13 protein-coding genes are annotated in these 10,736 nt (G+C 53.3%); 9 read left to right on the forward strand and 4 right to left on the reverse strand.

Going from position 1 to position 10,736, the window contains the following annotated elements:
• Positions 1-48 precede the first annotated feature (48 nt).
• Positions 49-510: a hypothetical protein gene (locus IEW12_RS27470; RefSeq protein WP_188569335.1), complete on the reverse strand. Its 462-nt coding sequence runs from the start codon at positions 508-510 to the stop codon at positions 49-51.
• A gap of 310 nt (positions 511-820) precedes the next feature.
• Here IEW12_RS27470 and IEW12_RS27475 point away from each other — a divergent pair, with 310 nt between their 5' ends.
• Together IEW12_RS27475 and IEW12_RS27480 are read left to right on the forward strand one after the other, a co-directional pair.
• Entirely contained in the window at positions 821-1,210 is a 390-nt protein-coding gene (locus IEW12_RS27475) for a VOC family protein (protein WP_188569336.1), read from the forward strand.
• 226 nt (positions 1,211-1,436) lie between these two features.
• Positions 1,437-1,961: a hypothetical protein gene (locus IEW12_RS27480; RefSeq protein ID WP_188569337.1), complete on the forward strand. Its 525-nt coding sequence runs from the start codon at positions 1,437-1,439 to the stop codon at positions 1,959-1,961.
• A gap of 28 nt (positions 1,962-1,989) precedes the next feature.
• On the opposite strand, the gene IEW12_RS27485 is transcribed toward IEW12_RS27480, so the two are convergent.
• Both IEW12_RS27485 and IEW12_RS27490 read right to left on the reverse strand, forming a co-directional pair.
• Positions 1,990-2,451, reverse strand: coding sequence for a hypothetical protein (locus tag IEW12_RS27485; protein ID WP_188569338.1), 462 nt, complete (start codon positions 2,449-2,451; stop codon positions 1,990-1,992).
• Positions 2,452-2,568: 117 nt separating this feature from the next.
• Positions 2,569-3,186 (reverse strand): PEP-CTERM sorting domain-containing protein, encoded by a 618-nt coding sequence (locus IEW12_RS27490; protein WP_188569339.1) that lies wholly within the window; start codon positions 3,184-3,186, stop codon positions 2,569-2,571.
• 526 nt (positions 3,187-3,712) lie between these two features.
• Here IEW12_RS27490 and IEW12_RS27495 point away from each other — a divergent pair.
• Positions 3,713-4,582: a patatin-like phospholipase family protein gene (locus IEW12_RS27495; protein ID WP_229751388.1), complete on the forward strand. Its 870-nt coding sequence runs from the start codon at positions 3,713-3,715 to the stop codon at positions 4,580-4,582.
• Positions 4,583-4,742: 160 nt separating this feature from the next.
• Here IEW12_RS27495 and IEW12_RS27500 read toward each other — a convergent pair whose 3' ends face one another.
• Positions 4,743-5,309 carry a C40 family peptidase gene (locus IEW12_RS27500; RefSeq protein WP_188569341.1) on the reverse strand — a complete coding sequence of 189 codons (567 nt, stop codon included), beginning with the start codon at positions 5,307-5,309 and terminating at the stop codon, positions 4,743-4,745.
• 588 nt (positions 5,310-5,897) lie between these two features.
• Here IEW12_RS27500 and IEW12_RS27505 point away from each other — a divergent pair.
• The 6 genes from IEW12_RS27505 to IEW12_RS27530 all read left to right on the forward strand — a co-directional run.
• The gene (locus tag IEW12_RS27505) at positions 5,898-7,592 is read left to right on the forward strand and encodes an HAD-IIIC family phosphatase (protein ID WP_188569342.1); all 1,695 of its coding nucleotides are present in this window, start codon (positions 5,898-5,900) and stop codon (positions 7,590-7,592) included.
• Positions 7,593-7,612: 20 nt separating this feature from the next.
• Positions 7,613-7,855: an acyl carrier protein gene (locus IEW12_RS27510; RefSeq protein ID WP_188569343.1), complete on the forward strand. Its 243-nt coding sequence runs from the start codon at positions 7,613-7,615 to the stop codon at positions 7,853-7,855.
• 58 nt (positions 7,856-7,913) lie between these two features.
• Positions 7,914-9,209, forward strand: coding sequence for a hypothetical protein (locus tag IEW12_RS27515; RefSeq protein WP_188569344.1), 1,296 nt, complete (start codon positions 7,914-7,916; stop codon positions 9,207-9,209).
• 55 nt (positions 9,210-9,264) lie between these two features.
• Positions 9,265-9,798: a GNAT family N-acetyltransferase gene (locus IEW12_RS27520; RefSeq protein ID WP_188569345.1), complete on the forward strand. Its 534-nt coding sequence runs from the start codon at positions 9,265-9,267 to the stop codon at positions 9,796-9,798.
• A 194-nt stretch (positions 9,799-9,992) separates the two neighbouring features.
• Positions 9,993-10,412, forward strand: coding sequence for a sugar 3,4-ketoisomerase (locus IEW12_RS27525; protein WP_188569346.1), 420 nt, complete (start codon positions 9,993-9,995; stop codon positions 10,410-10,412).
• An 8-nt stretch (positions 10,413-10,420) separates the two neighbouring features.
• Positions 10,421-10,736 (forward strand): DegT/DnrJ/EryC1/StrS family aminotransferase (locus IEW12_RS27530; RefSeq protein ID WP_188569347.1); only part of this gene is annotated, 316 nt, incomplete at its 3' end.

Below are 10,736 nucleotides of genomic sequence, written 5' to 3' on the forward strand. Positions count from 1 at the left end.
AAGTGTGCGGATGGGCCTGGGGTGGCAAGCCCATCCGTCAATACCTGATTACTTCGCAGACGCCTCTTTCACGTCATTGGTTGCGACGCTTGGCGCGGCGCCAGCAGGCTTATTACCAGCAGCATCGCCGATCTGGCGCAAGGTCACCATGACGGACGGTGGATAGTCAAAGCCGGCGCCGGTATTCCTGTCTATGATGTAGCCGATGCCGCCGCCAATCAGAATGTTCCCCCATACAGCCCCGTTCGATTTGGATACCACCGCGACATTGCCGGCCAGGCTATCCTTTTTGCAGTCGATCGACAAGTCGCCGGTGCTTTTGTGGACGACAACGCTGGCTGGTGAAGTAACAAACCAGGATCCGGCGTCGTTTGATAAAGTGCAGCCTATGCCAGCGACTTCTTTATTGTCGTGTATCGTCGTCACAGATACTGGCTGTAACTTCTCACCGGAAATGGAAGCACAGCCGGTAAGGACAAGTGCCGAAGCCAAGAATAGCAATTTATGCATAACATCCCTTTTCTATTTTTATAAGTAAATCATCTGTAACAATTTGTTACGTCTTGGATAATAATAAAAATTTGTCAGTTATGCATATAAAATAATTAATATTTATTTGAGGCACTAATTTGATGCAATTTCGTGTAGAAAAGCCGGAGTATGAAAAAATCTGACTGCTGACAGGACGTAGTTTGTTACGCAGTTTGTTATTGAGGGGCGAAGAAATGCCATTGCACCGAATGGAGTTCAGTCTGGAGTACAGCGGAACAATTATTGCTGTCAGCTGTTCATTTTCAAATTCGAAATCAAGGAGACACACATGCAAATTAAATTTTCCAGCATTACTGTGATTGATCAGGAACAGGCGCTGCAGTTCTACACCAGGCAGCTCGGTTTTACCAAGATGGCCGACATACCGATGGGGCCTTATCGCTGGCTGACTGTGATCTCGCCGGAAGGTGTGGAGGGTACTGAGCTGGTGCTGGAGCCTTTGGGATTTCCGCCTTCCGCCGCGTACCAGAAAGCATTGTTTGATGCGGGCATTCCTGCTACCGCATTCATTACCAAAGATATTCAGGCTGAGTACAAACGCTTGAAAGAAGCAGGTGTCGTGTTTCGTGGCGAGCCCGTCAGCATGGGGCCTATCACGGCAGTCTTGTTTGAAGACACCTGCGGAAATTTAATCAACCTGGTACAGCCGCCGATGTAGTTTTGCGAAATTTTCTTGCGAAAATGTAGTTGGATATGCGAATGGAATAAGTGATGAAACACGATGCTGACGACCTAATGGCGCGGCATATTTTTCTCGTCAACGTGATGTTTCCTCATGGCATAGTTGTTTCATTTTCTGATATCCGCAACAATTTGTTACCACGGTTTTTCACGGCGAATTATTTGGTATAGTCATTTTCTTTTTTAATGCCTATTGGATCGTGATGAACCCATTCGACAAGGCTAAAGCCAAATACGAAGAACAACAAAAGCAAAGAAATACCGAAAGACAATCCGCAGCCAAAGCCGCCGAGGCGGCTAACCTGGCGTTTATAGAAAAATTTGAACCTGTACTGGATAAGCTGGAACAACTCTTTGAACCATCCGTCACTGGCCTGATCAATGCAGGCTACCAGCCCGTCATAGAACGCAAATTGACACCTTCTACAATGGTGGAGGCAACGCTGGTGTTTACCTCCAGAGAGATTGATCCGGCCTACGGTTATCCCAATCAGTACAGGATATCCGTCACGGTAAGAGGAAACTATTCAACGCAGATGGGATGCGAGCTGGGGCGTGGCGGGCCGGGCGAGCAGGACAGCCGCCTGGTGAAGCGGCATCTGGTGCGGCCGCTTGCCTTGCCGCCGTTTAAGCAGGAAGAATTCGAGGCCAGTTTCATTGAAAAGCTGGAACGGATTTTTACCAAGATATTGCAGCTGGAGCCGGTAGGGAAAAAGGAGTTTAGCTGAGAGGGATGAAAAGTGGCACTGGCTGCCGCTAAAGACTCCATACTTCATAAAGCTCTCTTTTGCCTAATAGCCATGCACGGCGAAACGGTCCTTTGATGGCGCTGAACCAGGGCTGGATAGCCGCAAAGATTTCATCGTCTGCGGTTTTCGTTCGGCCATTGGTATAGCATACCAGCTCTACCGGGCACGCCGTTCTATAGGTCTTGCTGAGTTTTTTGCAGACTATCCTGATAGACGGATCTGTCGCTACAGGTACTGTGCCGGCACCGCCGGCCAGCGAGTAGGCGATATTGGCTGCGAGCATGGGGTCGCAAATTTCCACCATTTCAAAAGCCACCTTGCCTTCATCACCCAGCGTGCAGAGTATGTCCGGCTCGGAATCGCCGCTGCGCTTTTCTATCGAGGTGTCCAGCACAGGCAATCCCGATCTTTGCGCAAAATCGCGAAAGACGCTCAACTCCACGATACCTTTGTCATGCTCTGTTCTCACATGCTTTCCAATCGGTTGGATTCCAGTATATGGTGCATGGCAGTAAGTCACAAATATTCTGCGGCTTTGATGTTTTGCAGAAATAAAAAAGCCCGTCGTAACGGGCTTGGCTTGCATTTATCTTGCTTGTCGCCTGCGTATGGCGATACCAAGCAGCCCAAGCCCAAGCATGGCTAGCGAGGCGGGCTCAGGGACTGCTACGCTTGCTTGACCTACGAAAACATTATCCAGGATAGGCAGTGCGCTATTGGCAGCCGAAATAGAGAACGTGGAAAACGGGGTGTCGGATATGAAGCCGTAAAATGTCCAATTGGCGAAGGGGCCTGTGCTTAATAGAAAAGACTGCCCATCAATGGTGACGGTGATATCTTGCTGAAAGTCATTCACGGTTCCAAATAGCGCTCCGAACGCCTTGGTCGGTGCAAATGTCAGAATTGGGGTGAAAGGAGCAGGGTTGGAAAGCAGCAGTACAGCGCCTGTTCCCCAATTGTAGCCGCCGCCGTCGAAGGCAGGGTCCACAGCGTAGGCGTTGTCGGAGTAAGTAATACTGCCAACAGTAGAGTCGGATAAAACCGCAAAACCGCCTGGCGGCGCATAGCCCTCATAGGTTTCTGTAGTTCCAGGTCCGGCCGCAGCCAGGAACTGGCTCAAGTCCTGGTACAGGACGACGCTCGCATGTATGGGGGCTGCGAACAAGACCAAGCAGAACAGCATGATGCGTGACATGATTTTCATGGTGAGTTCGCTCCGGTTAAGTTCAAAAAAAGCAGCAGTTATCGTGCCAGATTGGTAAAGTCCTTATAAATCAATGATTTACTTATGAACTTTTTGATATTGCGAATGATTTGTAAATTCCATCGACAAGCCAATAGGTTCATTGTTTCTGAGTGTATAAGCCAGGTTTTCCACGGGAATCATCCTCCCCCTCTGATTCTTGCCTGCGGGATTTATGTCTGGCAAAACAAGATATAATCCAGCGTCTTACAGCAACGAAACTTCCTTTGAATAAAGGGCGTGCAGAGCTTGATACCTATCGCAGTTTTTCTTCGATGAACTTTGCCGGTTTGCGGCGTTCTTATTCTATCGACGTGTTTATATCAGGTCTGTCTGTGAAAGCCTTTTTCCCTGCAGTTGATACTTTCGTTTTTGTTGGTGGCTGTAGGCCAGATTGAATATCCTTCCCTTCCTTGTCTAAATAAAGTCCATGCCCTCTTTTGGAAAAGCACTGAATTCCCTGAAATATCTGGCTTTATGCAGCCTTATGCTGGCAGGCTGTAAGAGTGTAGAGCCGCCTGCGGCACCGGTGGTGATTGCTCCTGTACCGCTAGTCAAGCAGCCGCGCACTATCAAGATAGGCCTGGCACTTGGCGGCGGTGCCGCGCGCGGGTTTGCGCACATAGGCGTGATCAAGGTGCTGGAATCGCAGGGCATCGTGCCCGATATTGTGGTCGGCACCAGCGCCGGCAGCCTGGTTGGCGCGATGTATGCGGCTGGCAATAATGGTTTTGTCCTGCAAAAAATGGCACTGGAAATGGATGAGGCAACCATCTCCGACTGGTCTTTGCCCTTGTTCTCCAAATCCAGCGGCGTGCTGAAAGGCGATGGCTTGCAGAACTATGTCAACAAGATGGTGGGCAATACGCCGATAGAAAAATTGAAGAAGCCGTTCGGTGCTGTCGCTACGGATTTGCATAGCGGCCAGCCTATCCTTTTCCAGCGCGGTAACACAGGTATTGCCGTCAGGGCTTCGTCCGCCGTGCCTGGCGTGTTCCAACCGGTAAAGATCAATGGCAGGGAATATGTCGATGGCGGCCTGGTCTCGCCGGTGCCGGTGCGCTTCGCGCGCGAAATGGGCGCGGATTTTGTGATTGCCGTCAATATATCTTCGCAGCCTGAAGGGCAAACGCCGGTCAGTTCCATGGATGTGCTGATGCAGACTTTTACCATCATGGGTCAGAGCATGAATAATTTTGAGCTGAAGAATGCCGATATCGTCATCAAGCCTGATCTGGCGAACATGAAGGGCAGTGATTTTGCCGGGCGCAATCTGGCCATTCTGGCAGGCGAGAAAGCTGCCACAGCAGCACTGCCGGAACTGAAGCAAAAGATAAAGGCGATGCAGGAGCACTAAGCGTGCTGATAGCCTGTAGGCTGCTGATGAGGTGCTGATGCGGCGAGAATTCGGGCGGTGATGCTGGGAAGTGGTAGGGGACTTGCTGGTGTCCTCAGCGTGTCTGTGCTGCTTAAGCCTGGGTTAGCCCCGGTTTAGTTTCAGATGTGCTGCTTGTTGCTTACTTCTTGTCTTTATTTTCTTTACTGTCTTTGCCGTCGTCGTCGTTGATTCTTCTGGCGCCGTTAAATCGTTTTTTCCAGTAAGCGATGTCCATGCTTTCTATGCGGACCTGGCCTCCAGCGGATGGAGAGTGGATGAATTTATTGTCACCCAGATAAATGCCGACATGTGAGAAACCGCGTTTCAGCGTGTTGTAGAACACCAGGTCGCCTGGCTGCAAGTCTTTCTGATCTACTTTTTCGCCTACCTTGCTGATCTCGGCGGAAGTTCTTGGCAATTCCGCACCGATGACATCTTTAAACACATAGCGGACAAAGCCGCTGCAATCCAATCCATTTTCCGGGGTATTACCGCCGCGCTTGTAATTGATGCCGAGCAGGCCCATTGCTTTTGCGCTGAGGTCTGCTGCGCGTTCTTTCAGTTCCTGGAGTTTGGTGTAGGCGGTGGAAGATTCGGGGAAGGTGGTGTCTGCGCTCCAACTTGGGCTGCATAGGCCGACTTGCAGCAGCACAGCCAAAAGCGCTAGCTTGGCTTGCCGTTGATGTCTGTCAAAGAATGTTGGCATCTATACACCTGGTTGGAAAAACTGGTCCACTGTAAACAATGTCAAAACGAAAGTCAAAACCTTGCTTGTAAAAAATTGTTTGTAAAATGATCGGTTTTACACTTTCTCCTATGAACAAAGGATCGGATTTATCTATGTTATTTTTGATAACTTAATATAAAGCCTAGCCATCATGGAATTGCTTTAAAAGGGAGGGCGGGATTGGCGCCTTGCGATGGAAAATTTGTGTTTTGGCGTGACGGGTCGCCTTATGAAGAATGGGCAGATGCAAGGGAGGATAAGGACCTATGGCTGTCCATGCCAATTTATGAGGCTGAGGGTTTTACCAGGCATCCTTTTGTTTTCCAGAAGCGTAGTAATTCGTTAAAATTGGCGTACTTTAAGAAGTAGATAAGAGCGTGGATAAGAGTGGAGGTGGCGGCGCGGAGCCGGCAGCCGGTATTGCACTCTCCTCGTGCTCTTCTACGATTGACGCCGTGCCTGCCGGGAGTATTTTATTTTGCTGTTTTTGCACGGGACTGGTCCCGACATCTTGCCGCGCCGCCTGGCCCTGCGATCTTCCTGGCAACCGGAGCGGGAATTGTATTCATGAATCATCCGGATACTCTCCATATAGAAGGCATGCTGCGCCGGGTGGAGGCGCAACCGGTGTTGTTTGCCCCAAAAATTTCGCGCCTGGCCCTGCAAAAACTGGACATTGCGGATGAGCCGCGGCAGTCGCTGCAGGTGAACGTCTGGCGTAACCACGCGATAGAGAACCTGCTTGGCCTGGCGCAGCCCTTCTTTGCCTATGGCAGAATCGCCGCCGGCTTCCATATCAGCGATTACGATGACAGCCTGATGTTTGCCGGCCACCAGTCTGCCGATGTGGAGCTGTTATGGCTGGATAGCGAGCGCTACCTGGCTGCTTCTGCTGCCGCAGAGTGGCTGACGTGGCTGGAGGGAAGGGTGCGTGCCTTGCGCGCCATCAGCAAAGCGCCGATAGTCATTGCCAGCTGGATGGCTGTGCAAGCCGACGACATACATCCCCTGCAGGCGCTGGCGGATGCCGTGCCCGCGGTTTATTTCGCCGACCTTGCCGCCGTATGTGCGGAGGCTGGCGTGGCGTTGACGGATCAGCGCTCGGCGGCAGCGGCAGGCACGCCGCTGGCAAATGCTGCGCAGCCGCTGCTGGCCCGCAAGCTTGCTTGCCATTGGCTGCCGGCGGCAGCCTTGCCGCCGGTGAAAGCAATTGCTCTGGATTTGGACCATACCCTGCACGCAGGCGTGCTGGGCGAGGATGGAGTAGATGGCGTGCAATTGACAGCAGAGCATGCCAGCTTGCAGCAGATGCTGGCTGGCTTGCGTGAGCGCGGGATATTTCTCGCGCTGGTGTCGCGCAATGAAATGCAGGATGCCGAAGCCTTGTTTGCCCAGCGCAGCGACTATCCATTGAAGTGGAGTGATTTTTCTGCGATCGAGGTTTCCTGGGACCCAAAGGCACAAGCCTTGTCCCGCGTTGCGCAGGCTTTGCGGATAGCGCCGGATGCAATTCTGTTTGTCGATGATAATCCCGGCGAGCTTGCCAGCGTGGCGGCTGCGCTGGATGGCATCAAGACCGTGCATGCAGACGCCGCGCTGACCCGCCGCGCGATTGAATTTTATCCAGGCCTGTGGCGCTGGCGCGTGGATGTCAATGACGCCAAGCGCGTGCAGGATCTGCAAGCCAATGCCGAACGTATTGCACTGCAGGCCGATGCCGCCGATAGTTCGGCTTACTTCCGCAGTCTGCAAGTTGCGCTGGGCTTTAGCTATGACCCGCTTGAGCAATTGGCGCGGGTGGCGGAATTATGCCGCAAGACCAACCAGTTCAATCTTGCGATGCGGCGTTTCACCGAAGCCGAGGTGGCCGACAGGATGGCGCTGCCTTCTGCATCGGTAGCCAGCATCAGCATGAAGGACCGCTTATCCGACAGCGGCATGATAGGCCTGATCATTGCCGAGCGAGAGGGGAGCCGCTTGCGCATTGAGGAACTTTGCATCAGTTGCCGCGCGATGGGGCGCCAACTGGAAGATACGATGATATTGGGGGTGATCGCCGGCATGCCGCAGTTTGACGGATGCACGGAACTGGCCTTTGTCGTACGCCACGGCCCGCGCAACCAGCCCGCGCTGGAGTGGCTGGGCAAGTTGCTTGATATGCAAGAGGCGCCGGCAGAAGGGGAGCATCTGCTTCCTGCCGATATTCTGAGGCGCTTCGTGCCTGACAGCAGTGTGACGATAACAAAAGATAACAAAAAATAACTAAAGGAAAGCAAGCCATAATGAATCGCCAGGAAATTGAAGACATCGTGCTGGATACTGTCGCCACCATATTGAAGCGGCCACTGGACGCAGGCCTGAATTCCACCCGCAGCAGTATCGTCGAATGGGATTCGCTGAAGCATGTGGAAATTATGTTCGCGCTGGAAGATGAGCTGGGGACGGAATTTTCTGAGGAAGAGCTGGCGCAACTGGACAGCGTAATGAAGATCGTCGATGTGGTGGCAGCCCGGCAGGCGGCCTAGATCAGTATAGCCATCAGCAATGATGCGGAATATGCAGTGAAATTTTAATTGGATTTGCATGGACGACTTATCGCCTTGTATTGAAGCTACTGCTTTGCAGGATCAGACATCGGCATTGATTGATGCCGGACAGTACGATGATGCACTCAGATCGATTGCGGTCGGTGTCGGGTCTTTCTATACACGGCCGGACATTATCGGTTACTCCCTCTACCTGTTTGGTTACGACCGGCTGGTGCAGCGCCTGGGCGAGGCGATGCGCGATACCAGCGTGCCGGCGGAGACGGAAGCACGCGGGGGCTATCTGCTGATCCTCAGTGAGTTTTACAGCGCCGGCGGACATTCGCGCGTGGCGGAAGATCTGGTGAGCGTGCTGGGTGGAGCAGTGGTCGTGTTGACTGATATGTTCGGCTCTTACCAGAGCGGCCGTTTGAAAGTGGCCGACGCGCGAGCCCGCATGCCCAAGGCCATGGTGCATAGGCTGGAAGACCCCAGCTTTGCCGGTAAGGTACGCGAGTTGCAGGCGGTATTTAGTGCCGTAAGGCCGGAGCGTGTGTTGATCCTGGCGCACCATCCGGACCCCTTGCCGTATGTGGCGGCCGCGAGCCTGCCGCAATCGGTTCGCAAAGTGTTCTTCCATCACTGCGACCATCAGCCTTCGGTAGGCTGCACGCTGCCGGGTTATGAGCATGTGGACTTTACCGAGCATCTGCAAACCATCTGCGAAAAAAATCTTGGGCGGCCGGCGACCCATATGCCTTTGTATGTTGCTGACCGCGGCGTTAAAACCTTTAGCAGTCCCACCCTTGAAACCCTGACTGTCGTTTCATCCGGCTCATCCAACAAGTACAAGCGCGATGGTGTGCTGGCGTATCAGAACGTGGTTGCCGAGGTGCTGGGACTGATAGGTGGAAATTATTGGCATATAGGCCATCTGGATGATGCGTGGCTGGCCCTGATACGCGAATCGCTGAAAGCGCGCGGCATAGCCGAGAACAGGTTTTGTTATGTGGCGCATGTGCCGTCCTTGTGGGATAGCCTGAAACAGATAGACGGCCATGTGTTCCTGGGTTCGTTCCCGATTCCGGGTGGGCGCGGTTCGATAGAGGCACAAGGTTGCGGCTACCCGGCTGTGTATTACGCCAATGATGACCGTGCTCCTTTGCTGCGGCATGCCGATATTTTTGCCAACAAGGAATTGGGCTGGACCGACATCCCTGAGTTGCTCGCGGCACTGAAGACGGTCGCCGCCGACCATGCGGCGCAAACGGCGCAGGCGCGTGATTATTATGTGCGGCAATACAGCTACGATGTATTCGTCAGCCGCCTGAATCTCGCCCTGGGCAGGCATTGAGCGCGCGCTTTGTGCGTGGTGGATGCAAGGCAGATAAAAATAATGGATAGACCTTATGAAGAGTTTTGACAAGAAAGATGTAGTAAACGGCAGATCCATTTACTTGCGTGCGGCGACCAGCGAGGATGCCGCCTTCGTGTTTGAAATGCGCAGTGATGAAATGAAGTCGCGCTACCTGAACAAGATACAGGGCACGATCGCGGATCAGGCCGCCTGGCTGGAAAAATCCTATGCCGACCCTTACCAGTTTTATTTTGTCATCTGCTCGCTGGCGCATGAGCCTTTGGGTCTGGTGCGCCTATATGATCAGCAGGGCGACAGCTTTTGCTGGGGAAGCTGGTTGATCAAGCGAGGGGCGCCTTCTTCAACGGCGATTGAGTCGGCCTTGCTCGTATATCAATTTGCATTGGGACAAGGCTTTACGCAAAGCCATTTTGAGGTGAGTGCTGGCAATGACAGCGTGATCAACTTCCACCAGAAGTTTGGCGCTGTCGAGACGGGCAGGGAGGGGGAGGATATCCGTTTCAGGATAGAACTGCCGGCGATACAGCAATCAATGCAAAAATTCAGGAAATTTTTACCTGCCTAGCCTGTTTGATCGGATAAAAGCAGGCTGCGAGCCTATTGCCGATTGAAAATTGCTTGTGCTACTCTCGCTTCCCGGGATTTCGGCATTGTTTTGGCGTTACCATACGCTGGAATCGCTGTTTCCCCTGCAATGACCAAGAGCAGCCTTAGATAAATAATAAAACTGGCTGAGTCCAACCCAGAAGAAAGAAGAAGATGTCAGTAGAAGACTGCCGCCTGATAGAGCTGCCCAAGATCCACGACCCGCGTGGCAATCTGACCTTCATGGAATCGAACAAGCACGTGCCGTTCGAGATCCAGCGCGTGTTCTACCTGTATGACGTGCCCACCGCCTCCGACCGCGGCGCCCACGCCCACAAAAGCCTGCACCAGTTCCTGATCTGCCTGTCCGGCAGCTTTGACGTCGCCCTGGATGACGGCAAGAACAAACGCACTGTCCACCTGAACCGCCCCTGGCAGGGTTTGCATGTGCCGCCGATGATCTGGGCCTCCGAAATCAACTTCGATGCCGGCTCGGTCTGTCTGGTGCTGGCCTCCGCCCCGTACGACGAATCCGACTATTATCGCAATTACAACGACTACCTGGCCGCCCTCGCGTCCTTACCCTCACCATGAGCACGACCATGAGCACCGCCGTCCCCTTTCTCGATATCCAGGCCTCCTACCGCGAACTCAAGAGAGAGATCGACAGCGCCGTCCAGCGCGTACTCGAATCCGGCTGGTACATCCTCGGCGGTGAAGTCGATGCCTTTGAGCAAGACTACGCCACTTACTGCGGCGTCCAGCACTGCGTCAGCGTTGCCAACGGCCTAGATGCGCTGCACCTGGCCCTGCGCGCGATGGACGTCGGCCCCGGCGATGAAGTCATCGTCCCGTCCAATACCTATATCGCCACCTGGCTGGCCGTCAGCCAGTGCGGCGCCATCCCGGTTCCGGTTG

This window comes from Parundibacterium terreum (genome assembly GCF_014636315.1).
GTDB classification, from domain to species: domain Bacteria; phylum Pseudomonadota; class Gammaproteobacteria; order Burkholderiales; family Burkholderiaceae_D; genus Undibacterium; species Undibacterium terreum.

Excerpts from the sequence above, each read along its gene's own strand:
- IEW12_RS27470 (WP_188569335.1), bottom strand. The coding sequence starts at position 510 with ATGCATAAATTGCTATTCTTGGCTTCGGCACTTGTCCTTACCGGCTGT.
- IEW12_RS27475 (WP_188569336.1), top strand. The coding sequence starts at position 821 with ATGCAAATTAAATTTTCCAGCATTACTGTGATTGATCAGGAACAGGCG.
- IEW12_RS27480 (WP_188569337.1), top strand. The coding sequence starts at position 1,437 with ATGAACCCATTCGACAAGGCTAAAGCCAAATACGAAGAACAACAAAAG.
- IEW12_RS27490 (WP_188569339.1), bottom strand. The coding sequence starts at position 3,186 with ATGAAAATCATGTCACGCATCATGCTGTTCTGCTTGGTCTTGTTCGCA.
- IEW12_RS27495 (WP_229751388.1), top strand. The coding sequence starts at position 3,713 with ATGCTGGCAGGCTGTAAGAGTGTAGAGCCGCCTGCGGCACCGGTGGTG.
- IEW12_RS27500 (WP_188569341.1), bottom strand. The coding sequence starts at position 5,309 with ATGCCAACATTCTTTGACAGACATCAACGGCAAGCCAAGCTAGCGCTT.
- IEW12_RS27505 (WP_188569342.1), top strand. The coding sequence starts at position 5,898 with ATGAATCATCCGGATACTCTCCATATAGAAGGCATGCTGCGCCGGGTG.
- IEW12_RS27510 (WP_188569343.1), top strand. The coding sequence starts at position 7,613 with ATGAATCGCCAGGAAATTGAAGACATCGTGCTGGATACTGTCGCCACC.
- IEW12_RS27515 (WP_188569344.1), top strand. The coding sequence starts at position 7,914 with ATGGACGACTTATCGCCTTGTATTGAAGCTACTGCTTTGCAGGATCAG.
- IEW12_RS27520 (WP_188569345.1), top strand. The coding sequence starts at position 9,265 with ATGAAGAGTTTTGACAAGAAAGATGTAGTAAACGGCAGATCCATTTAC.
- IEW12_RS27525 (WP_188569346.1), top strand. The coding sequence starts at position 9,993 with ATGTCAGTAGAAGACTGCCGCCTGATAGAGCTGCCCAAGATCCACGAC.